Origin of the sequence: Vibrio sp. 1562, from assembly GCF_033340155.1 — a bacterium.
GTDB classification, from domain to species: Bacteria; Pseudomonadota; Gammaproteobacteria; order Enterobacterales; family Vibrionaceae; genus Vibrio; species Vibrio alginolyticus.
The window spans coordinates 44,308-68,140 of sequence record NZ_JAWOVY010000015.1 but is presented as its reverse complement, the minus strand read 5'-3'; the positions used below and the strand labels follow the sequence as shown (position 1 = coordinate 68,140).

The window sequence follows — 23,833 nt, the reverse complement described above, 5'->3', positions numbered from 1 at the left end:
CTTCACTTTATCTGAACATCTACGCCTTTCTATCACTTGGCACATCTTTTGCTTTTAATGTGTCTAGGTGATCGGTTTTGCCGATTTATATTTCGTTTTCGGGGGCATGTATGGCGTCAGATCTTCTGAATGTAGGTACTCAAAGTGTGCTTACTGCTCAGAGACAATTAAACACCACTGGTCATAACATTTCTAATGTTAATACAGAGGGTTATAGCCGTCAGTCTGTTATCCAAGGCACGAATGATCCGCGCATGTTTGGTGGTTCTACCTACGGCATGGGTGTGCATGTGGAAAATGTTCGCCGCTCGTGGGATCAGTTTGCCGTGAATGAACTGAACCTGTCGTCGACCAACAATGCCAACAAAACGGATACCCAAGACAATCTTGATATGCTCTCTAGCATGTTGAGTTCAGTGGCATCGAAGAAAATTCCCGAGAACCTGAATGAGTGGTTCGATGCGGTAAAAACCATGGCAGATACCCCGAACGATTTAGGGGCACGAAAAGTGGTATTGGAAAAGGCAAAAATCTTCTCTGATACATTAAATGATTTCCACGAAACCGTGCGACTGCAATCTGATGTCACCAATAAAAAATTGGATATGGGCATTGAGCGCGTTAATCAACTTGCGTTGGAAATTCGCGATATTCATCGACTGATGATGCGTACTCCCGGTCCACATAATGACCTGATGGATCAGCATGAAAAGCTGGTTACTGAGCTGTCAGAATACACCAAAGTTACCGTAACCCCACGCAAAAATGCGGAAGGGTTTAATGTTCATATCGGCAATGGACACACTCTTGTTTCTGGCACGGAAGCAAGCCAGCTCAAAATGATCGATGGCTATCCGGATGTTCATCAAAGACGATTAGCAATGGTGGAAGGGAATGGCATTAAAGCGATCAAGTCTGATGATATGGATGGCAAAATCGGCGCTTTACTTGAAATGCGCGACAAACACATCCCACAACTGCAAGATGAAATGGGCCGTTTAGCGACGGGTTTCTCCTACAAAATTAATCAGCTGCAATCTCAAGGTCTGGATCTCAACGGCAAGATAGGTAAAGACGTATTTACCGACGTGAACTCTGAGCTGGTGGCAAAATCTCGAGTTTTTGCTGCACCTGACTCACAAGCTGATGTTGCGGTTTACATCGAGGATATTTCCGCGATCAAAGGTGGTGAATATTCGCTGCGTTATGATGGCGACCAATACAGCGTGACAACACCGAAAGGTGAGCAAATGTCGTTGAACATTGATCAATCAGATTCTTCGTTTGTTCTGGATGGTATGAAAGTGCAAATCGGTGAAGGTCTTGCCGCTGGTGAGCGCGTATTATTGCGCCCAACACGAAGTGGCGCAGCCATCATCAAGATGGAAACCAATGATGCAAAAGCCATTGCCGCGCAAAGTTATGAAGCTTCAACCACTTTTGCTCAAGGTAACGCCAAGTTCAAAATTCGTGAGGCGGGGGATGTTAAAGAGTTTGAGGTCACCGTACAACCAGCCGACGAGAAACATGATAAGCCATGGTTAAAGATCACGGACAACAAAGGCAATTTGCTATCGGACAAATACTCATACCCGCTAGACAAAGATAACCCGATGATTGAAATCTCAGTGCCGAAAAGTCATCCGCTGTATAAAAATGGCGATGCGACTGTATTTGAGCTGAGCGAAGGTGCGCTGATGAATGACAAGTTCACCGCGAACTTGGTGCCTTCGGAAGGTGGTAATGGCAACTTGAGAAAAATGCAGAAGATCCAAACAGATAAGATGATGGACGGAAAATCCAGTACTTTGATCGATGTTTATCACAACCTCAATACCGAAGTCGGATTGAAATCTTCTACAGCAAACCGATTAGCCTCTGTCGCTCGCTTAGAGCATGAGGCGGCACAAGAGCGCGTTGCTTCTATCTCTGGCGTTAACCTCGATGAAGAAGCGGCCAACATGATGAAGTTTCAACAAGCGTACATGGCTTCATCACGTGTGATGCAAGCGGCGAATGATACCTTCAATACCATTTTACAACTGAGGTAAGGAGAAGAGATAAGTGCTAACCCGAATTTCTAGTTTCCATAACTATCAGTCCGTACAAAATGATTTGCGTCGTCAAGAGAATAAGGTTCACCATAACCAAGAGCAACTTGCTTCAGGGAAAAAGTTACTGAAACCTAGCGACGATCCCCTTGCGTCGCATTACATTCAAAATATTAGTCAGCAACAAGAACAGCTACAACAATATCTTAGCTCGATAGTGTTGGTGCGTAATCGTCTAGAAAACCACGAAGTTAATATCGCCAATGCGGAGAATTTTGCCGACGAGTCGAAGCGTTTAACGATGGAGATGATTAACGGTGCGTTTTCTGCGGAAGACCGACAAGCAAAGAAGCGTGAGCTAGAGGAGATTGCGAACAACTTCCTTAACTTGGTGAACTCGCAAGATGAATCTGGTAACTACGTGTTTGCTGGCACTAAGCCAAAAAGCCAACCATTTTATCGCGATAAAGATGGTAGCGTGCAATACGCTGGGGACGATTATCAGCGCAAAATGAAAGTCTCCAGCATGCTTGAGATGCCAATGAACGATCCCGGCAGCAAGCTGTTTATGGAGATACCAAACCCATTTGGCGACTATCAGCCGAATTACGATCTACAAAACGGCTCTGAGCTGTTGCTAAACAAAGCTACTAACGTTGACGCTAAGGATGATGCGGCGTATCGCGTGACATTTGTCGATATGAATAACGGCAAATTTGGTTACCAATTAGAGCGTAACGGCAAAGTAGTGGATGCCGATGAGTTTTCTCCAGAGAAAGGGGTTGAATACAAAGGCCTGAAAGTGCACGTAAAAGGCCAAATTACGCCTGGTGACAGTATTGAGATCGAAAAGCGGGCAGAGTTCAGCATTTTCGATACCTTCAAGGATGCAATGGCATGGTCAGACAAATCGGTTTCGGATACGTCGGCGACTGCTAAATTGCACCAAATGACAGAAGAATTCCACGCTGCTTTTATCCATTTGAATAAAGCGCGTACAGATGCCGGTGCTCGATTGAGTACGCTGGATATCCAAGAGCAAAATCATGAAGACTTTAATTTGTCTCTGGCAAAAGCGAAGAGCAACTTTGAGGACTTGGATTACTCCAAAGCCGTGATCGAGTTCAGTGAAAACTCGCGAGCGTTACAGGCATCGCAACAAGCATTCGGTAAGACCAAAGATCTAACGTTGTTTAACTACATCTAGTATGACACTCATACACATTGTCTGATTTTGATGCCTTATGTGCAAAGCCTTAAGCGCGATAAGTCGACGTAACCTGAGAGTCTGAGATGTCATGCGGCACGATTTTACCCAAAGCGGCAATGATGCGGGAGGCAAGTCGGGCGGCAACAGGGCAGCGTTCAATACCCTTGGGCTAAGATGAGTCTGACAAACCGGAAATAGCTTAATGATAAAGCTAACTTATTGTTTATTTGATTCTTTTAAAAGTGGTTAAATAATTTACGAAAGTTGGCACACAAATTGTATTGAAAATATCAGAACAGATTTAGAGATTCTAAACCCTGCGTTTAAGGCAGATTTAGCAAGTAACTTTTACGGTCAGTGCTTATCCAAATGAGAGTAAAGCTGGCCGCTTCGCAAAAGCTTGCGAACTCAACAGGAGAGCAAAATGGCTGTAACAGTTAGTACTAACGTCTCCGCGATGACCGCGCAGCGTTACCTAAACAAAGCGACTGATGAATTAAACACGTCGATGGAGCGCTTATCTTCAGGACATAAGATTAACAGTGCAAAAGATGATGCGGCAGGTCTACAGATCTCTAACCGCTTAACTGCACAGTCTCGTGGCCTAGATGTCGCAATGCGTAACGCGAACGATGGTATCTCGATTGCACAAACCGCTGAAGGTGCGATGAATGAGGCAACCTCTGTCATGCAACGAATGCGTGACCTTGCGATTCAATCATCGAACGGTACTAACTCTCCGGCTGAGCGTCAGGCGATCAACGAAGAGTCAATGGCATTGATTGACGAGCTAAACCGTATTGCAGAAACCACTTCATTTGGTGGTCGTCGTCTATTGAATGGCTCATTCGGTGAAGCAGCATTCCAGATTGGTGCGAGCTCAGGTGAAGCCATGATCATGGGACTCACCAGCATTCGTGCGGACGATACTCGCATGGGCGGTGTGACCTTCTTATCTGAAAATGGTAAAGATAAAAACTGGAGCGTTGACCCAGCTAAATCTGACTTGAAGATCACGCTACCAGGTATGGGTGAAGACGAAGACGGCAATGTTGATGATCTAGAAATCAACATTAATGCCAAAGCGGGCGACGACATCGAAGAGCTTGCCACTTACATTAATGGTCAGTCTGATATGATTAATGCGTCTGTAAGTGAAGATGGCAAGTTGCAAGTTTTTGTCGCGCATCCAAACGTTCAGGGTGAGATTTCTATTTCTGGTGGATTAGCATCTGAGCTTGGCCTGAGTGATGAACCTATCAGAACGTCAGTACAAGATATTGATATGACCACGGTACAAGGTTCTCAAAACGCGATTTCTGTGCTGGATTCGGCACTGAAATACGTAGACTCGCAACGTGCAGACTTAGGTGCGAAGCAAAACCGTTTGAGTCACAGCATCAACAACTTGGCGAATATCCAAGAAAACGTTGACGCATCGAACAGCCGAATTAAAGATACAGATTTTGCGAAAGAAACCACGCAAATGACCAAAGCACAAATTTTGCAACAAGCAGGTACATCGATTCTTGCTCAAGCGAAACAGTTGCCAAACTCTGCAATGTCACTATTGCAGTAGTTTACTTAGCCTGTACTCAATACATTCAGACGTGGATGGGAATGCAGGCTTTTGGCAAGCAACTTTACAATAGAATGAGCGGCTCTCTCATCTCTCACCTGCCAATCATTTTCAATGTAAAGTTGCACTCGGTATGCCGGAAATGTGTTCATTTCTCTTGATCTCCACATAGGCTCTGGCGACCAACCTAGCCCCAGTTCTCTCAAAGGAAAAGGGGCTTTTTCTTTTCTAATTTTCACGTCTATCGTCTGCGAACTAACCTTTAATTGTTTCCTTTTGCTGGTTTTCTATACAATTTGGCCCTCTCGGCTCGATTTGTGGAAACTTGAGTACTCTTTCTTACTTTTCTTCAATTTTATTAGCTAAATCTCGCAATGTTATTTTTTTAAACTTTTTTCTAAAGCTTCTGAATTTGGTGTCGTTAATAGAGGTAACTTTGAGAGAACTACTTGGTTTTCCGAGACGTCGGAAACCGCTACACCGGAAAATCAATTGGAGAAATCACCATGGCAGTGAATGTAAACACTAACGTATCAGCGATGACCGCTCAGCGTTACCTAAACAACGCAAACTCAGCTCAACAAACTTCTATGGAGCGTTTGTCTTCAGGTTTTAAAATCAACAGCGCAAAAGATGACGCTGCGGGTCTACAAATCTCGAACCGTTTGAACGTACAAAGCCGTGGTTTGGATGTAGCGGTTCGCAACGCGAACGACGGTATCTCGATTGCACAAACTGCTGAAGGTGCAATGAATGAGACCACTAATATTCTTCAACGTATGCGTGACTTGTCTCTGCAATCAGCAAACGGTTCAAACTCGAAAGCAGAGCGCGTTGCGATTCAAGAAGAAGTGACCGCGCTAAACGACGAACTAAACCGTATCGCAGAAACCACCTCTTTCGGTGGTAACAAGCTACTAAACGGCACACACGGTGCGAAATCGTTCCAAATCGGTGCAGATAACGGTGAAGCAGTGATGCTTGAGCTAAAAGACATGCGTTCAGACAACAAAATGATGGGCGGTGTGAGCTACCAAGCTGAAAGTGGTAAAGGTAAAGACTGGAACGTTGCTGAAGGTAAGAACGACCTAAAAATCAACCTAACGGACAGCTACGGCCAAGAGCAAGAAATCAACATCAGCGCAAAAGCGGGTGACGATATCGAAGAGCTTGCGACTTACATTAACGGTCAAACTGACCTAGTGAAAGCGTCAGTAGACCAAGACGGTAAACTGCAAATCTTCGCTGGCAACAACAAAGTTGAGGGCGAGGTCGAGTTTTCAGGTGGTCTATCTGGTGAACTAGGTTTGGGCGAAGGCAAAAAGGTAACGGTAGATACTATCGACGTAACCTCAGTTGGTGGCGCACAAGAATCTGTTGCTATCATCGATGCGGCACTGAAATACGTAGACAGCCACCGCGCAGAGCTGGGTGCATTCCAGAACCGTTTCAACCACGCAATCAGCAACTTGGACAACATTAACGAGAACGTGAATGCGTCGAAGAGCCGTATCAAAGATACTGACTTCGCGAAAGAAACAACGGCAATGACCAAATCACAAATTCTATCGCAAGCGTCAAGCTCAATCCTTGCGCAAGCGAAACAAGCGCCTAACTCAGCGCTAAGTCTGCTAGGTTAATCACTTTAACAAAGCAAGAAACCAAAGCCAGGCTCATCCCTGGCTTTTTGCTTATTGGCTATAACGATTCAGATGTGTCCTGACAGTATGTTCGATAAGGCATTCATATCGATTAGATGATCTCTTTAAATTCCAATGTTTCTGCGATGGTGGCGCAGAGACACCTGAGTCAAGCAGCTGCGCAAAATGTTGAGTCACAACGCAACCTAACTTCGGGGTTTCGAATCAACTCGGCGAGCGATGATGCGGCAGGTTTACAGATATCGAATACTCTCCATGTACAAACGAGAGGGCTTGATGTCGCCTTAAGAAATGCGCACGACGCTTTTTCTGTTGCTCAAACAGCGGAGGGAGCATTGCACGAAAGCAGTGAAATATTGCAACGCTTACGCTCTCTGGGGCTTCAAGCAGCAAACGGCAGTTATGACTCAAGTGATCGGCAAAGTATTCAATATGAGGTCGTAGCGCTGCAAGATGAGCTTGATCGTGTCGCGATCACGACAACATTTGCGGATAAAAACCTGTTTGATGGATCTTACGGTTCACAAAGTTTCCATATTGGCGCGAACGCTAATTCAATCTCTTTGACGTTACGTAACATGCGTAGCCATATCCCAGAGATGGGAGGGCAGCATTATGTTGGTGATGCGGTCGATAAAGATTGGCGAGTCACTAAAGATAACCAAACCCTAAAAGTCGAATACCAAGACAGTAAAGGGCAAACCCAAACGGAATCCATTGGACTCAAATTGGGTGACCGTATAGAACAGGTCGCCACTTACATCAATGCTCAACAATCGATAGTGAATGCTTCAGTAACGGAAAACAACGAACTGCAATTCTTCGCTTCTATGATGAAGGCGCCAGAGGGTGTGGTTCTCGAAGGGAGTTTAGCGGATGAGCTTGATGTGAGCGCTGGTCAATTAGTCACAATGGATGACATTGATATGTCGACGGCAGGTAAGGCTCAGCTTTCAGTTGGGGTGATTGATGCAGCAATTAAGTACGTTGATTCGCACCGAAGTGAAATTGGCAGCTTTCAGAACCGTGTAAACGGCTCGATGGATAACTTAAATACTGTGAATCGGAGTGTTACAGAGTCCAAGAGTCGAATAAGAGATACAGACTTCGCAAGAGAATCTACGGAAATGGTGCGTTCTCAAGTGCTCCAAGATGCGACAACTGCATTACTCGCTCAAGCGAAGCAAAGGCCGAGCTCAGCACTAGGCTTGCTCAGTTGAACGTGTTTCAGCGATGCACATCGCTCAGAAAAAAGTCAGATAATAAAAAACGCTGCCATTGGCAGCGTTTTTTTTCGTGTTCGATTAAGTAAAAATTACTTAGTTACACGTAGAACTGGAGTTTCACCAACAGTTACAGAACCAGAAAGCTTGTTTAGCTCTTTGATTTCGTCCATGTTAGAGATAACAACTGGAGTTAGCGTTGACTTCGCTTTCTCTTCTAGAAGAGCTAGATCGAATTCAATTACAGTGTCGCCAGCTTTAACAGTTTGACCTTCTTCAGCGATACGCGTGAAGCCTTCGCCTTTTAGTTCAACTGTGTCGATACCGAAGTGAACGAAAAGCTCAACACCGTCGTCAGACTCGATAGAGAACGCATGGTTAGTTTCGAAGATCTTACCGATAGTACCGTTTACAGGAGCTACCATTTTGTTGCCTGCTGGCTTGATAGCAATACCGTCACCAACGATTTTCTCAGCGAAAACAACATCTGGCACGTCTTCGATGTTTACAATCTCACCAGAAAGTGGCGCGATGATTTCGATAGCACCAGCGTCAGCGCTGTCATCAGATACAAGCTTCTTAAGTTTGTCAAACAGACCCATTGTGTCATGCTCCTAAGGTTTGGTTTTATTCTGTCGAATTATAGTATACCAATATAGCTCATTAGACGACTTTTTTCGCCGTCTAATGGCCATTAAGTATTGAATTACTTGGTACTACCGATTACTGAGCTTTCTCAGCAATAAACTTTTCTACCACGGCTTCGATTTCTTCTGCTGTCGGTAGAGAAAGGGCTTCTTCAGCCATTGCTTTCACTTCTGCGAAGTTAGAGTTACGAACTACTTTCTTCACTTTAGGGATTGAAATGCCGCTCATTGAGAACTCGTCCAGACCCATACCTAGAAGTAGAAGTGTTGCACGCTCGTCACCTGCAAGTTCACCACACATACCAGTCCATTTACCTTCTGCGTGAGAAGCGTCGATAACTTGCTTGATCACAGTAAGTACAGCAGGTGATAGTGGGTTGTATAGGTGAGAAATCATCTCGTTACCACGGTCAACCGCTAGTGTGTACTGAGTTAGGTCGTTTGTACCGATAGAGAAGAAAGATACTTCCTTCGCTAAGTGGTGTGCGATCGCAGCAGCAGCAGGAGTTTCAACCATAACACCGATTTCGATGTTTTCGTCGAACGCGTGGCCTTCAGCGCGTAGCTCTTCTTTGTACTCTTCGATCGCTTTCTTAAGCTCACGGATTTCTTCGACAGAGATGATCATTGGGAACATGATACGCAGTTTGCCGTGTGCAGAAGCACGTAGAATGCCACGTAGCTGATCACGAAGGATTTCACGACGATCTAGACTGATACGTACAGCGCGCCAGCCTAGGAATGGGTTCATCTCTTTTGGAAGATCCATGTATGGGAGATCTTTATCGCCGCCGATATCCATAGTACGGATGATCACAGCTTGACCGTTCATTGCTTCCGCAACTTCTTTGTACGCTTGGTACTGTTCTTCTTCAGTTGGTAGCGCAGTACGGTCCATAAATAGGAATTCAGTACGGTACAGACCAACACCTTCACCGCCGTTACGAAGGATACCGTCACAGTCTTTCACTGTACCGATGTTACCGCAAACTTCTACACGGTGACCGTCAGTCGTTTCTGCGTGTAGGTCTTTCAGTTTCGCTAGCTCTTCTTTTTCAGCTAGGAATGCTGCTTTAACCGCTTTTGCTTCTTCTAGCTCAGCTTCTGATGGGTTAACAACAATCTTGTTGTTCATTGCGTCAAGAATCAGCATGTCGCCATTCTTAACTTTCTTCGTGATGTCGTTAGTACCAACGATAGCTGGAAGCTCAAGTGAGCGAGCCATGATTGAAGTGTGAGATGTACGACCACCAATGTCACAAGCAAAACCAAGCACATAGTCTAGGTTAATTTGTGCAGTTTCAGATGGCGTTAGGTCGTAAGCAACAAGAATTACTTCTTCGTTGATATCGCTAAGCGAAACAATGTTGATGCCTAGTGCGTTCTTAACAAAACGAGAACCGATATCGCGGATGTCAGTTGCACGCTCTTTTAAGTATTCGTCGTCTAGAGACTCAAGAGCACATGCTTGCTCTTCGATCACTGAGTGGATAGCGTGATCAGCAGTCATCTTGTCGTTTTTGATAAGTGCTAGGATTTCCTCTTCTAGCTCTTCGTCTTCAAGAAGCATGATGTGACCTTCAAAGATCGCTTCTTTTTCTTCGCCAAACGTTTCAAGCGCTTTTTGCTTGATAGTTTCTAGCTGAGCTGCAGATTTGTTACGAGCGTCAAAGAAACGCTGAACTTCAGCTTCTACTTGATCGTCAGAAATAGTGTTTGTGTTTAGGACAATTTCATCTTCTTGAAGTAGTAGTGCTTTACCGATTGCAATACCAGGAGATGCTAGGATGCCTGAAATCATAGCCTTACCTTAAGTTTGGTCAACTTTATAAAACGGGAGAATAATGGGTGCGCTAACGAATAGTTTTAGCTTAGTTTTGAGCCTATTTCCAACGAAGCCATTTTGCTTTCACAAAATGGCTTCTGGAGTAGGAGACCGGATTAGTGTAGTTGGTCCATTAGAGCAACTAGGTGGTCAACTGCTTGCTGAGCTTGTGGGCCTTCAGCAGAAATAGTAACTTGAGTACCTTTTACTAGGCCTAGTGTTTGTAGTTTGAACAGGCTCTTAGCGCTAGCGCTTTTACCGTTAGAAGTCACAGTGATGTCTGCGTCGAATGCTTTTGCTTCTTTAACAAACTGTGCAGCTGGACGAGTGTGAAGGCCGTTTTCTGCTGTGATTTCTACTTGCTTCTCGTACATGTGATATACCCCAATAAATGTATTTTTTTGTTAGTTTGTGACCAGATTTTAGCTTAACTGCTTTACATCTTGTGCGCTAGCACGGGAAGAGTTCAAAGCGTGTCAGTTCTGATACTAGTCAAAAGTTTGGTAACTACGCAACTGTTTGCGTGCGTAATCACTTTGAAACCTTTTTGTGTTCTGCTTCTTTATTTTGAAGCTAGAAATAAAACACCCTGATATTACCAAAGGTAGGGCAGGGATCAACAAAAAAGCCCCTAAACGGGGCTTTTTTAAACTAAAAATTGATTTGAACACATATTATTGTTGGTTCTCTTTTTCGGTAAAGATACCTGCAAAGAGTGCTGTACTTAGGTAACGCTCACCGGAACTTGGCAAGACAGTTACAATTGTTTTTCCTTCAAATTCAGGTAGTTCCGCAAGTCGGTTCGCTGCAACAACCGCTGCGCCAGATGAGATACCAGCTAGGATACCTTCCTCTTCCATTAGGCGACGAGCCATCTCAATCGCTTCTTCTGAGGTAACTTGCTCAACACGGTCAATAATGTCTAAATCGAGGTTACCAGGGATGAAACCAGCACCGATACCTTGAATTTTGTGTGGGGCAGGTTGGATTTCTTCGCCAGCAAGTGCTTGTGCAATAACCGGAGACTCTGCTGGCTCAACTGCAACAGAAGTGATGGCTTTGCCTTTTTCACCTTTGATGTAACGGCTAGTACCTGTAATAGTACCGCCCGTACCAACACCAGCAACGAATACGTCGATTTCACCGTCTGTCGCTTCCCAAATCTCAGGGCCCGTAGTCTTTTCGTGGATTTCTGGGTTCGCTGGGTTGTCAAATTGTTGAAGAAGTAGGTACTTCTCAGGGTTGCTTGCTACGATTTCTTCTGCTTTAGCAATCGCCCCTTTCATGCCTTTCGCCGCTTCAGTCAGCTCAAGGTTCGCGCCTAGTGCTTTTAGTAGCTTACGGCGTTCTAGGCTCATTGATTCAGGCATGGTCAATGTTAGCTTGTAACCGCGAGCAGCCGCTACGAATGCTAGAGCAACACCAGTGTTACCACTGGTAGGTTCTACAAGCTCTACACCTGGCTTAAGAAGGCCCGCTTTCTCTGCTTCCCAGATCATGTTTGCACCGATACGGCACTTAACACTGAAGCTAGGGTTACGCGCTTCAATTTTTGCGAGAACTTTGCCTTTACTTACTTTGTTTAGACGAACGAGAGGTGTATTACCAATAGTAAGAGAGTTATCTTCGTAGATTTTGCTCATAGTGATGTTCCTTCATTACACGTTGTGTGAATATGGATAGAAGAATATGCGGTATGAAAAAAAGGGAAAAGGATTAAAAAGTTATATCTTATTAGGTTGGCCCAGAACTTGATAGAAGAAAAGGGAAAAGCTGGCGCTGATCCCTTTCCTTCATCTCTAATCGACTATCGTTGGTGCTTAAACTCCGCGACCCACATAGCGGTTGCACCACATATTGCTACAGGCATGACAATGAGGTTCAAAATTGGGATCGTCGTAAACACAGACACCAATACCCCAAAGCCATAGGCCTTACCTTGCTTTTGTTTCAATTTGTAACGCATGTCGTTAAATGGGATTTTATGGTTATCAAACGGGTAGTCACAATATTGAATCGCGAGCATCCAGGCGGTAAAGATAAACCATAAAAATGGGCCTACTGTTTGTCCAAGGGCAGGGATGAGCAATAATAGGAATAGGCCTATTGCTTTAGGTAATATGTAAAGGAGCTTTCTCCACTCACGAGCTAAAACGCGAGGAACATCTTTCAGGACGGCAGTGAAACCATCATCATTTACTTTTTGTCCCGTTAAGTACTCTTCCACTTTTTCAGCCAAGAGGCCATTGAATGGCGCGGCGATAAAGTTCGCGAGCGTGCTGAAAAAATAGGAGAAGGTAGCGAGTATCGTCAGAGCGAGTAAAGGCCAAAGAATGTAAGTTAACCAGGATAAAAACTCAGGCAGCTGCCCAATCCAGCCTTCTATCCATATATTAAGGTTTGAAAATAGATAGAAGATGGCACCACCTACAAGCAAGATATTTGCAAGTAGAGGTAAGATGACAAAGCGCCTGATTTTAGGGGCAAGTGCCAATTGTATCCCGTATAGAAAATAACCGAACCCGGTTCTCTGCTGATTGTTTTGCTTCATGTCTATTTTGGCTTCGTGTAAATGAAAACTCATTGTACCTGTGAGGACTTTTCTTTCAATGCCCTGACAAATGACGTCTTGTTAAGTGGAATCGTGGCAAGAATCACAACAAAAAACGGAACTTCTTGCATTAAGTTGTTCTAAATCTACATATAGTTTTGGTAAAGTAAACGTATCATTCAGATTTATTGCACTTGGGTTGCTGCTCAAGGAACTGCGAGTAGTAAAAACAAGTATATTGAGAGTAAATAATGCAGGAATTGCGATTCGTACTCATTGTTGTTGGCGCATTAGCCATCGCGGCATTACTGTTTCATGGTTTATGGAGCAGTAAAAAAGAAGGCAAAGCAAAGTTTGGTAACAAGCCACTTGGTAAGCTGGATGTTGACCAAGAAGACAAAAATGATCTTGTTGAGAAAGAACGAGACTTCGCTCCCGCTCCTGAAGATGACTTTGAGATCATTCGCAAAGATCGCAAAGAACCAGATTTTGGGATGGCGAGCTCTTTCGACAACAAGTTTGAATCTGACCCGTTATTCGGTGGTCCATCTGAAGTCAAACAGACGCAGCAGGAGCTGGATGACATCCCTTCATTTGTTGCAGAAAAAGATAAAGAAGAGGACGTTGAGCCTGTTGTTCAAGCAACAGTAGCTGAAGAGCCATTCCAGCCCGCTGTGGAAGAAGACGCTATTCCCGCCGCGTTTGATATTACGGAGAAAGAACAGCAAGTCGAAACGGTTAGTGAGCCTGTCGTTGCAGAGCCTAAGGAAGAGCCAAAGCCAGAACCTGAAATGCAAGTGATTGTATTGAATGTGCACTGTGCTGGTGAAGAGCCATTTGTTGGTACTGCTTTATTTGAAAGTATGCAACAAAACGGTCTAATTTATGGCGAAATGGATATTTTCCACCGTCATGTCGACTTGTCCGGTAACGGCAAAGTGCTGTTTAGCGTCGCTAATATGATGCACCCTGGTACGTTTGAGCATGCTGATCCTGCTGAGTTTACAACGAAGGGTATTTCATTCTTCATGACATTGCCTTGTTATGGCGAGGCTGAACAGAACTTCAACTTAATGCTCCGAACTGCGCAGCAAATTGCTGATGACTTAGGTGGTAACGTACTTGATGACCAGCGCAACTTAATGACGCCAGATCGTTTAGCATCTTATCGACGTCAAATAGTTGAGTTTAATGCCGCTAACGCATAATCTTAACAGCAAATAATAATAGGGCTCCGGATGGAGCCCTTTTTCTTGGATTTCCCAACCTCACCGATTGAAAATACACGGGGCTTTACTATGTCTGAATCAGTACTTCAGCGACTAGAAGAACTAAAAGAGTCGTTGCATTACCACGCTGTGCGTTACTACGTGGAAGATAACCCAGAGATCCCTGATGCCGAGTACGACCGTTTAATGCGAGAGTTACTGGATATTGAAGCAGAGAACCCTGACTTAATAACCGTAGACTCGCCAAGCCAACGTGTCGGTGGGCAACCTCTCTCTGCGTTTAGCCAAGTGACACATGAAGTACCGATGCTTTCGCTTGATAACGCGTTTGATGATAGTGAACTCGATAGTTTCCACAAGCGCGCACAAGAGCGCGTGGGCAGCCAGAGTGTGAAAGAATACTGTTGTGAGCCTAAATTGGATGGACTCGCCGTAAGTTTGTTATATGAGAATGGCGTTTTAGTTCAGGCGGCCACTCGAGGCGATGGTACTACGGGTGAAAACATCACAGAGAATGTGCGTACGATTAAAGCTATTCCTTTAAAACTCAGAGGTAATGACTGGCCAAATCGTCTTGAAGTTCGTGGTGAAGTCTTTATGCCGAAAGCTGGGTTTGAAAAGCTCAATGAATTAGCAAGGAAGAAAGGCGAGAAAATCTTTGTTAATCCACGTAACGCTGCGGCAGGTAGCTTACGACAATTGGATTCACGTATTACGGCTTCTCGTCCGCTTAGCTTCTATGCATACAGTGTAGGCGTGGTGCAAGGTGCAGAATTGGCAGCAAGTCATTACGAACGCTTTTTGCAAATCAAATCTTGGGGACTGCCAATGTGTCCGGAAACTAAGCGAGTTGAAAGCTTGGCGGATGTAAAAGCTTACTACCAAGATATATTGCAGCGTCGTGATGCCCTCCCTTATGAGATCGATGGTGTCGTTATTAAAATTGACGATATTGCCGTGCAAGAGCGTCTGGGTTTTGTTGCTCGCGCTCCACGTTGGGCGATTGCCTACAAATTCCCAGCACAGGAAGAAATGACGACACTGAATGAAGTGGAGTTCCAAGTCGGTCGCACTGGTGCGATTACACCTGTTGCTAAACTAGAGCCTGTATTTGTTGGCGGGGTAACGGTAAGTAATGCGACGCTTCATAACGCAGATGAGATTGAACGTCTGCAGGTCAAGATTGGTGATCACGTTGTGATCCGCCGTGCTGGCGATGTTATTCCCCAAGTCGTTTCTGTCATCAAAGAGCGTCGACCAGAAACAGCTCGAGATATTGTTTTCCCAACTCAGTGTCCTGTTTGTGGTTCGCATGTTGAGCGGATCGAAGGAGAAGCGGTAACACGTTGTATGGGGGGCTTAGTTTGCCAAGCCCAACGCAAACAAGCGCTAAAACACTTTGTTTCTCGTAAAGCGTTAGACGTTGACGGTTTAGGCGATAAAGTGATCGAGCAGCTTGTTGATCGTGAGATGGTGAAAACTCCTGCTGACTTATTTAAGTTATCAGCGGGGATTTTAACCGTACTAGATCGCATGGGGCCAAAGTCTGCGCAGAATATTGTGAATGCGTTAGAAAAATCCAAAGAAACAACTTTACCTCGGTTTTTGTATTCACTGGGGATCCGTGAAGTTGGCGAGGCAACCGCAGCAAACTTAGCAATGCACTTTAAAACGTTGGGAGCGATCCAAAATGCTACCGAAGAGCAGTTGATTGAAGTGCAAGACATCGGTGCTGTGGTTGCTCAACATATTACGACTTTCTTTAGTGAAGAACAGAACCAAGCGGTGGTTAAAGATTTGCTTGAACAAGGAATTCATTGGCCAGAGATTAATACTACTGAGCAGGTGGGGGAATTACCATTAGAAGGTAAAACAGTAGTATTAACGGGAACACTTTCTCAACTGGGGCGTACAGAAGCCAAAGAAGCCCTCCAAGCACTGGGGGCTAAAGTGACGGGTAGTGTTTCTAAGAAAACCGATATTTTGTTTGCTGGTGAAAATGCAGGTTCGAAGCTCGCAAAGGCACAAGAACTGGGTATCGAAATTAAAACAGAACAAGACTTACTCGAACTGATGAATTAAGTCTTCTCAAAAAAGCTAAAAAATAACTAAAAGCCCCGTATGGTAAGCATGCGGGGCTTTTTATTGTTCATAATTAAGTGTTTTTTTATTGAGTAATTGATGCCTTTGTTCTTTTCAGTGATCAAGATCGAACCTTGGGTTATTGGTTTTTTTGGCTTTTTTAGTCTGCGAGTGACTTCAAGTTGATACTTTTGAGTTCAATTTAAGTGTTTGATTTTAAATAATAATTTATTGTGTTGTGTTGATGTTGTTAAAAATAAGATCTGGATCAATAAGTTATATGGAACTTTGGAGTGGCTCATATTTTTTTAGAAAAAAAATAAGTTCCATTTGGATGTTTTTAGCTGCGAAGTTAGTCTTAATCACGTGGATACACGGTGTGTATGCAGGAACTAAAAAAAGCCAAATTAGAAATAATGAGGTTTGATCAGGAATTTACTTCTCTCCTTCGGCGGCCAACTAAAGGTGAGATAGAAAAATACAGCTATATCCATTTTTAGGAGTTTTTCCATGGACAAATTTTTTAAGGTTTCAGCGTTAACCGCAGCAATGTTTGGTGTTGTTGCTGTCGCTCCAGCTACAGCGTCTACTGAAAGTGCAGCAGGTGGCGAGTACGTAGAGAAAGTGAACGAATTTATGCAAGACTCAAGTCTGAATGCATTATTCATAGTTGATACTCGTTCACGAACTCGTACAACAGGTAAGCCCGGCGGTGAAAATGGTGACCGTTGGAGTCGTCTAAACTACTCTTCTTACAACGCAATTTTAGACTTCACTTCTGGCTACCACGATGGTTGGGTGGGCGCAGATGTTGCGGCTTACTACTCTGGCGATCTTTACAACGATAGTCTTTACAATTCAAACGAAGGCTACCTATGTAACGAAATCTCAACTTGTAACAACCTAGACTGGGGTGCAGGTGATGGTCAGCAGCTTAAAGTTTACAAAGCAGCGCTGAAATTCAAAGCAAACGAAAACTTTAATGCTCGTTTCGGTATGTTACAGGCTGGTGGTAACGGTACAATCGGTAACGTTTGGAGCTTTGTACCTGGTACTTACCGTGGTTTCGAACTAAACGCTAAACTTGGTGATTTCAACCTAAGCTACTTTGGCGCAGACCAATTTACAGCACCTTGGCTGCTTCACGAAGATGATTACGCACCAGCGCTTTGGTCTGACACTTCATGGAGCTACCTACACTCTCTAGGCCTAAACGGTAACCTAACTGACAGCTTGTTTATGCAACTTGGTTTGGGTCAAGCTACTGGCGTTCAATATGCAAATGGTGTTGACTGGGGTGCAGGTCAAGTAACTAGCTACCACAACGAAACTGACAACACTTCTTACAAGGCTTACTTGAAGTACACTGTTAGTGACCGTACAACTCTAGCATTTGATTTCTACGGTGTTGACGATGATGTGAAATACGATGGTCTAGGTTTCCACACTGGTCTATCTTTGAATCAATCTTTCGGCAAGCTAGCTTGGATGTCTGAGTTGCGCTACACAGACACAGATAACCGTGCGGACTTCGTTCCTCGTACTATTCATACATATGGTATGAACAATGGTACTTGGTCTCAGTGGTGGGACGCGCTGTCTGACTGGAACAAAGCGGGTGAGCTAGCATGGTACAACCGTCTATCTTACAACCAAGGTAACGGCTGGAACTACTACCTAGGCTTTGGTTACGGTACTGGCGCTGACTCTGCAGCAAGCGGAGCATCAGGTGACTGGGATTACGAAAGCGAATACGCAGTTAACGCAACAGTATCTTACTCACTACAAAGTGGCGCGCTTAAAGGTTCTACCATTCGTTTACACGGTACAATCCTAGAACGTGATGAGTACGCAGGTGCTGGCGATGCGGATGAAACAGACTTACGTCTACAAGTTCTTATCCCTTACAGCTTCCACTAATACTTAATTAGATAATAAAAGGAGCCGCTAGGCTCCTTTTCTATTTCACTTCTCGGCCGTCGTATATTTTGCAATATAACGGTGGCAACATATGTACATTACCGTTTGGCAACTCACACTTTATCTCTGGGCCTAACGTACGACCACCGGATGCACCATTAGCATGAGTGGTTAACGGAATTATGGCAAAAGATATTACTAATAGACCAGATAAAAATCTCATAATAATCACCTTAATATAAACTTTAAATATCTACGTGCTTGTATAAACCGTGACTACGCAGAAAGGCAAGGTTGAATAGGGCTATTATATCAAACTAAGCTCTTACTTCTTTACTATTCCCATTCCCCACCTCTAAATCGACACATTTCACTTGGAATATTCGTAACGTCGCCACTTGGCATCTTGCATTCGACTATAGGTCCCAAATTAGTTGTACCGCCGTTTCCGTTGTTGTAGGCAAAGGAAGAAAAAGAAAAAATACCGCACAACATTAAAAAGAGAAGCTTATTCATAGTACATCCTCTTACTTACCAAATAAAAAGCACTCAACTTAAATGCTTATGCGTTAAGTATGTATCCGAGGATAAAAAGATCAAAAAATAATTCAATAAAGTTTTATTTTTTAAAATAAATTTAGATCGATAATTTACCTAGATATATTTCTATCTTATTGATTGTCGTGTGTTGAATAATTAAATAATAGGAAATGGTAGGTAGGGTATTAATAATATTACTAATACTTATTTTTTTCTCGATTTTAATTAAGGTAATGAAATGAAAGCAGTTGTTTAGATTAAAGTAATGGAGCATGATTTGCCCCATTACTTTGGCATAAATTAATTAGAATCAGGCTCAATGATTAAAATAATACCTTCAACATCGGTGATTCTTACGCGGGTACCGGCTGGAAGTGCTTGATCCGATTGTGCGGACCATGTGGTATCGGCTACCTTGATGCGATTGAGCCCGACGGAAAAGTCTTCTTCAAGGATAAGAGTACGCCCAATTAACTGCTTGTACTTTTGGTTCAGATCTCTTTCTTGGTCTTCTTGCTTGTCTTTAGACCATTGTCGTCGCCACCAAAGCCAGGTGGTGATTAAGCTGAAGCTTGCAAAGCAAAGCCATTGCAATTGCCAGCTCATTGGCAAAACGGTCATGAGTGCTCCAACGATAAGTGCAGACATCCCGAGCCAGAGAAAATACCCTGCGGTACCAAGTAGCTCAACTGCTAAAAGAGCAAAGCCAAACGCTAGCCAATGCCAGAAAGAGATACCTTCCAACAAACTAAAAAAGTCCATAAATTATTCTTTATCTTGCTGTTTAAACATTTCTGCTATCCCTGCAACCGAGCCCATTAGTCCGGTTGCTTCTAATGGAAGCATAATGATTTTACCATTTTCGGCTTGACCAATGCTCTTGATCGCTTCGGTATAACCCTGTGCAATGAAGTAATTGACGGCTTGCATGTCACCTTTTGCAATGGCTTCGGAAACCATGTAAGTCGCTTTTGCTTCTGCTTGCGCGGCACGCTCACGTGCTTCTGCATGGAGAATAGCAGACTGCTTTTCGCCTTCAGCTTTTAATATCTCTGATTGTTTATGACCTTCGGCCTTTAATATCTCAGCTTGGCGAACCCCTTCTGCTTCAAGAATTTCCGCACGCTTATTACGCTCGGCTTTCATTTGCGCATTCATTGCAGCGGTCAGATCGGCTGGTGGCTGGACATCTTTAATCTCAATTCGTGTGACTTTTACGCCCCAAGGGTTTGTTGCTTGGTCAACAATCGCCAACAGCTTAGAGTTGATCATGTCGCGTTGGCTCAGCATTTCGTCCAGTTCCATTGAACCTAAAACGGTACGAATGTTCGTAAGGGTCAAGTTTCTAATAGCGTGTTCTAAGTCGTTGACTTCATAAGCCGCTTTTGCAGCATCGATCACTTGAACAAATCCGACAGCGTCAATAACCACGTTAGCGTTATCTTTTGAAATGACCTCTTGCGCAGGAATATCGAGAACGCGCTCCATCATGTTTACTTTTTGACCAACTTTATCAACGAATGGAATGATCAAGTTTAAACCCGGCTTTAATGTGTGGGTGTAGCGTCCGAAGCGTTCAACTGTCCAGTTGTTTCCTTGCGGAACCGTTTTAATGGCTGAAGATAAGATAACGACAGCAAGAACGACGAAAATACCGATGGTGATCAGTGAATCAATTGGCATTAGTTATTCCCTTAAGTGCATAATATTCGATCCATTTTTACCTATTTATAGACAATAGACAATTGAAGTTCTGAGACCTTTGAGAGGTTATTGGTTTTTTATATGACAAAGGCCGGAAACACCGGCCTTTGTCATTGCATGGTTTTACTCTCGCTATTTTGCGGGGTATTCAATCCAACTTGAACCATCAAGAGAAACATAATATTTCCCTTGTACTTCAATCACAGTAGAGCCTGAGTTCTGCGCGACAACTCGTGTTTCTGGTAGGTTCTCTGTCAATATTGAAGGGCTAAACGTCTTACTTTGATAAATGTTTTTATCCAGGATATTCGAAACGAGCTGCGACAATGCCAGATAGCTAGATGGCTCGCTTACGTGTTCGGTGTCGCCCTGACGCTGAATTCCTTCTCCGAAGATTTTAATTCCTACCGGTGTATGAATGATTGTCGGTGCAGGAATTTCTCGCATACCCGAAATTTGCATGCGGTCTCCTCGCATTCCACCACCATGTTCTGGTACCAAAGCGACAACGATGTTGCGTTTTGAGGACTCTAAGGTTTTAAAGAACGCGTGGAGATCATCAAGCAAATTCTTAAGGCGCATTTTGTAGCTAGCAATAGATGTGCTTGAATTCGCATTGATGATCCTGTTGCCATCATGTAGTGAAATTGAGTTGTAGAGTGCCACGACTTTGTCGTCACTACTGTTAAGTCTTTGCTGCCACCAGTTATCCAATACTTGCTTATCGCGGAAGATCGAAGAGCCATCAAAAGATTTTTGGTAAGGAGTTAAGTCTTCTTGAGACATAAGAGCCGCTTGTAAGTCGCCGTCTTTTTTGATCAATTCAAGGAAGCTATCAAAGACACCATTGTGGTTCATCAGTAAATTTTCTGTGAAGCCTAGCTCTTTCAAACTTTCGAACAAGTAGCACTGCTTTGATGGTGCTGGCTGGAACAGTTGACTGTGTTCCTGTTGACCACAATTAGCTCGTAACAGACGAATGACCGCAGGCCCGCTGTATGACGTTGCAGAGCTAAAGTTGTCGAACATGATGTCAAATTCTTTGAATAGAGGATGATCGGCCAGTCCTGCAATTTCGATGTCATCCCACGCGACCGAGCAAATACTCAAGAACAACAAATCGAAAGGAGCATCCATTGCGCTGTTGGTATCGAATGCCACACGTCGAGAAGCTTCTTTAGAAAAGAAATCTGCAGTTAACGTGTTGAAACTGGCATCATTAATTTCCGTTATTTGAGGTTGTTTGCTAGCAGTAACCTCGGTTGTCGGCTGTTGTTGAGCTACTTCTGCAGCCACTGTTGTCTGAGGTTCAGTCGTCATAGGAATACTTATATAGACCATCGCAATAACCACAAAGACTGAAACTCTAACGAACTTGCTCAAAATAAAGTACGCACCACACAAAGCGAGCAATCCGAGTATTGCTTGGAATGATAAAAATCGTCCCAAAAGCTCGACCAGATAACTCAATTCAAACTGCATTAACTGTCCCGCTTGAGCCCAAAGACGGTCTAGAGGAGGTAGGTAAGAATCGTAATGCAAGAGCCACGCTGCGGCGACAAATACAACGATATGACGTACCGCATTTAGGCTTTTCATCGAGATAGGAAGCAGGATGAAGATCAACAGCGCAAAGTTTTCTATTGGATGGAAATCGATGATTCCTTGAAAATAGAGCGCTGTTTTTGCGATAAAGTAAATATTCCACCAGCCCAATCCTATAGTAGAGGGGGTAGAGTCATGAGAATGCGATATCATTACTTAAGCTTCTTAGTATTAGTGGCTGATGTATCTAGCTCAAAATAGCGCGAGCGTTTTAAGTGCTTGTGGTAAAAGCGTCGGGTAGCGTTTACTAGGTCACGGATAAAGTATCCTAGGAGTAGGCCAATACCTGAGCTGATAATCACGGTCAGTAAAAAATCGTTAATATTCATGAACGCTCCTTGAGCTCGATGGTTTTTTTCACAGCAAACAAAGGAGGAACATCAGTAATGGAGTTAGTGGCGGTATGGAATATTTTCCTCTCTGTCGCCAGAGCTGAAACGTCGTCGGATATGACGGCTTCATCTTGAACGATGAATTTTAACTCTGTTTCGATATCTAATTGAGTATCAAACGTGTGAGTTGAATGAAATAAGTCTCTCACTGGGAACTCAAATATATTGTTGAGTGCAATATCAATATCGCTATGTCGAATAGCACTGAACAAGACATATAGAGCTTTGTTGCAGGCTGTCACAACGTCGCCATCTCTTCGAATATGGCAAAGACGTAAACATTCCTCTGCCGTCATACCTGGTAATAAGTTCAGCTTGATAAGCGCAAAGTTCACATTTGAGTGTGTTGAGTGGGAAATGACGTCAATACAGTATTGGCTAAAGTCCTGGTTTTGTAAGTAGCCTTTGCTACCAAACTTAAGGTCATACTTTAAGAGCGCCTCTAAACTGTCAGGAATTGGGCGTGTAAGCATCTGGCCTTGAATTGCTTCAACCTGAGTCATAAAGCGCATTGGGGGGATTTGCGCGTGAGAAATGAAGTTTGCCCCCGAGCGAAGTAAGAACTTTTCATCTGCATATCTCAGACATTGTTGGGTCTCCCTGACAATAATCTTTAGCTGACGGCCATACGCGGACCTTAAACGGTAGCAATCTAACGCGATCTGTTGAACTTCGCTTTGGTTATCACAGCTGAAAACAATAGTTGAAGAGCGAGGGTTGTCTAGCATCGCTATGAGTCCTTGATTGCTCTCTGCCACACGCATCCCTTTTGGGGCTTTCACGCTTTCTCTGAAAGCTCTTCTGCTGACATAGATTCTATCGCTATCCGATTTGTCTTCTGGCATGACATGAGATTGATGCGTTTCGTAAGACGTTGCTTTTAGTGTTTTATCTTTAGTTTTAGTGAGAATGTATTCGTGTTGGGTAATTACACCGTGTTTATTGGACCAAAAATCCACAAGATAGCAGTAGCGAGCGTCATCTAATGATGTCATGGTCGCCAAACCTGCAATGTGTCTATTATGAGAAATAAGAATGGGCTTTAATAGTGAAGTCGTCAGATGCCCATATATACAAACACTAATAGTGATTTTTTTATTATTTGCCAGCTCATTTAAGCTTTGTAGAAAGACACTTATAAAATCATCATTAGTTGATGATAGTAGCGAGTCTGGAACAACTAATAGACATGTAGAAAACTTCTTTATGTTCGTTTGGTGAATGTCTTTAGCAAGATTTATAGCTTTGGGTGTTTTTTTTGTGAATTTATGACTAAGAAAAAAACACTGTTCAAGGTGGGTTTTAGATAAGTCATTGAATTTCATTAAGGCTTCATCATTCAATGTGGACAAAAAAGTTTCTTTGTCTGTAAAGCTTGTAAGTGAAGTGTTGTCATTTTCCGGTAGTGTACTGAACAAATAATCAATAAGCATCTGTTTATGAGTAAATAAGTTTACATAAACAGAGTTTATCTCTCGTTCGTTTTTAATAGCAGATGATTCAGAGAGTGATGACATAAAGAGCCTTAAATCAATAACTTAATGTGTTTTGTGAAGCTCACAATCCGTTGTATGCTAATCGTTACAATTTTGATTTTCTTAGTGACAAGAAAAT

Annotated in this window: 19 protein-coding genes; 8 read left to right on the top strand and 11 right to left on the bottom strand. The window is 43.5% G+C overall.

Annotated features, from left to right (window positions below; translation table 11 throughout):
• Nucleotides 1-110 precede the first annotated feature (110 nt).
• The 5 genes from flgK to R7Z49_RS15870 all read left to right on the top strand — a co-directional run bounded on the left by flgK (nucleotide 111) and on the right by R7Z49_RS15870 (nucleotide 7,721).
• Nucleotides 111-2,051: a flagellar hook-associated protein FlgK gene (gene flgK, locus R7Z49_RS15890; RefSeq protein WP_186584433.1), complete on the top strand. Its 1,941-nt coding sequence runs from the start codon at nucleotides 111-113 to the stop codon at nucleotides 2,049-2,051.
• A 13-nt stretch (nucleotides 2,052-2,064) separates the two neighbouring features.
• Entirely contained in the window at nucleotides 2,065-3,258 is a 1,194-nt protein-coding gene (gene flgL, locus R7Z49_RS15885; RefSeq protein ID WP_186584432.1) for a flagellar hook-associated protein FlgL, read from the top strand.
• Nucleotides 3,259-3,685: 427 nt separating this feature from the next.
• Nucleotides 3,686-4,840, top strand: coding sequence for a flagellin (locus R7Z49_RS15880; protein WP_005382038.1), 1,155 nt, complete (start codon nucleotides 3,686-3,688; stop codon nucleotides 4,838-4,840).
• Between the two features lie 506 nt (nucleotides 4,841-5,346).
• The gene (locus R7Z49_RS15875; protein ID WP_005380447.1) at nucleotides 5,347-6,480 is read left to right on the top strand and encodes a flagellin; all 1,134 of its coding nucleotides are present in this window, start codon (nucleotides 5,347-5,349) and stop codon (nucleotides 6,478-6,480) included.
• A 116-nt stretch (nucleotides 6,481-6,596) separates the two neighbouring features.
• Complete coding sequence (locus tag R7Z49_RS15870; protein ID WP_132936482.1) at nucleotides 6,597-7,721, top strand: flagellin; 1,125 nt, start codon at nucleotides 6,597-6,599, stop codon at nucleotides 7,719-7,721.
• Nucleotides 7,722-7,816: 95 nt separating this feature from the next.
• On the opposite strand, the gene crr is transcribed toward R7Z49_RS15870, so the two are convergent.
• The 5 genes from crr to cysZ all read right to left on the bottom strand — a co-directional run bounded on the left by crr (nucleotide 7,817) and on the right by cysZ (nucleotide 12,747).
• Complete coding sequence (crr, locus tag R7Z49_RS15865; protein ID WP_005382041.1) at nucleotides 7,817-8,326, bottom strand: PTS glucose transporter subunit IIA; 510 nt, start codon at nucleotides 8,324-8,326, stop codon at nucleotides 7,817-7,819.
• A 121-nt stretch (nucleotides 8,327-8,447) separates the two neighbouring features.
• The gene (ptsI, locus tag R7Z49_RS15860) at nucleotides 8,448-10,172 is read right to left on the bottom strand and encodes a phosphoenolpyruvate-protein phosphotransferase PtsI (protein ID WP_005389298.1); all 1,725 of its coding nucleotides are present in this window, start codon (nucleotides 10,170-10,172) and stop codon (nucleotides 8,448-8,450) included.
• A 140-nt stretch (nucleotides 10,173-10,312) separates the two neighbouring features.
• Nucleotides 10,313-10,570, bottom strand: coding sequence for an HPr family phosphocarrier protein (locus R7Z49_RS15855; protein WP_005382043.1), 258 nt, complete (start codon nucleotides 10,568-10,570; stop codon nucleotides 10,313-10,315).
• Between the two features lie 300 nt (nucleotides 10,571-10,870).
• The gene (gene cysK, locus R7Z49_RS15850; protein ID WP_005382045.1) at nucleotides 10,871-11,839 is read right to left on the bottom strand and encodes a cysteine synthase A; all 969 of its coding nucleotides are present in this window, start codon (nucleotides 11,837-11,839) and stop codon (nucleotides 10,871-10,873) included.
• A 164-nt stretch (nucleotides 11,840-12,003) separates the two neighbouring features.
• Nucleotides 12,004-12,747: a sulfate transporter CysZ gene (gene cysZ, locus R7Z49_RS15845; RefSeq protein ID WP_025998633.1), complete on the bottom strand. Its 744-nt coding sequence runs from the start codon at nucleotides 12,745-12,747 to the stop codon at nucleotides 12,004-12,006.
• Between the two features lie 251 nt (nucleotides 12,748-12,998).
• Between cysZ and zipA the strand changes: the two genes are divergently transcribed.
• From zipA to R7Z49_RS15830, 3 genes are all read left to right on the top strand, one after another.
• A complete protein-coding gene (zipA, locus tag R7Z49_RS15840) occupies nucleotides 12,999-13,955 on the top strand; it encodes a cell division protein ZipA (protein ID WP_186584430.1) in 957 nt (318 codons plus the stop codon).
• A gap of 90 nt (nucleotides 13,956-14,045) precedes the next feature.
• On the top strand, nucleotides 14,046-16,058 hold the full coding sequence (gene ligA, locus R7Z49_RS15835) for an NAD-dependent DNA ligase LigA (protein WP_017819968.1): 2,013 nt from the start codon (nucleotides 14,046-14,048) through the stop codon (nucleotides 16,056-16,058).
• A 510-nt stretch (nucleotides 16,059-16,568) separates the two neighbouring features.
• On the top strand, nucleotides 16,569-17,978 hold the full coding sequence (locus R7Z49_RS15830) for a hypothetical protein (RefSeq protein ID WP_005382055.1): 1,410 nt from the start codon (nucleotides 16,569-16,571) through the stop codon (nucleotides 17,976-17,978).
• A 40-nt stretch (nucleotides 17,979-18,018) separates the two neighbouring features.
• Here the strand turns inward: R7Z49_RS15830 and R7Z49_RS15825 are convergent, their stop codons facing one another.
• The 6 genes from R7Z49_RS15825 to bcsE all read right to left on the bottom strand — a co-directional run bounded on the left by R7Z49_RS15825 (nucleotide 18,019) and on the right by bcsE (nucleotide 23,736).
• Nucleotides 18,019-18,201, bottom strand: coding sequence for a hypothetical protein (locus R7Z49_RS15825; protein WP_021707681.1), 183 nt, complete (start codon nucleotides 18,199-18,201; stop codon nucleotides 18,019-18,021).
• 617 nt (nucleotides 18,202-18,818) lie between these two features.
• Nucleotides 18,819-19,280 carry an NfeD family protein gene (locus R7Z49_RS15820; RefSeq protein ID WP_017634826.1) on the bottom strand — a complete coding sequence of 154 codons (462 nt, stop codon included), beginning with the start codon at nucleotides 19,278-19,280 and terminating at the stop codon, nucleotides 18,819-18,821.
• 3 nt (nucleotides 19,281-19,283) lie between these two features.
• Complete coding sequence (locus R7Z49_RS15815) at nucleotides 19,284-20,201, bottom strand: SPFH domain-containing protein (RefSeq protein ID WP_005382060.1); 918 nt, start codon at nucleotides 20,199-20,201, stop codon at nucleotides 19,284-19,286.
• A 153-nt stretch (nucleotides 20,202-20,354) separates the two neighbouring features.
• Nucleotides 20,355-21,980 (bottom strand): cellulose biosynthesis protein BcsG, encoded by a 1,626-nt coding sequence (gene bcsG, locus R7Z49_RS15810; RefSeq protein WP_025767002.1) that lies wholly within the window; start codon nucleotides 21,978-21,980, stop codon nucleotides 20,355-20,357.
• Nucleotides 21,980-22,156, bottom strand: a complete 177-nt coding sequence (locus R7Z49_RS15805; protein WP_017819966.1) for a hypothetical protein — start codon at nucleotides 22,154-22,156, stop codon at nucleotides 21,980-21,982. The genes bcsG and R7Z49_RS15805 overlap by 1 nt, the downstream gene beginning before the upstream one ends.
• Nucleotides 22,153-23,736 (bottom strand): cellulose biosynthesis protein BcsE, encoded by a 1,584-nt coding sequence (gene bcsE, locus R7Z49_RS15800; RefSeq protein ID WP_053303303.1) that lies wholly within the window; start codon nucleotides 23,734-23,736, stop codon nucleotides 22,153-22,155. The genes R7Z49_RS15805 and bcsE overlap by 4 nt, the downstream gene beginning before the upstream one ends.
• Nucleotides 23,737-23,833: the final 97 nt, after the last annotated feature.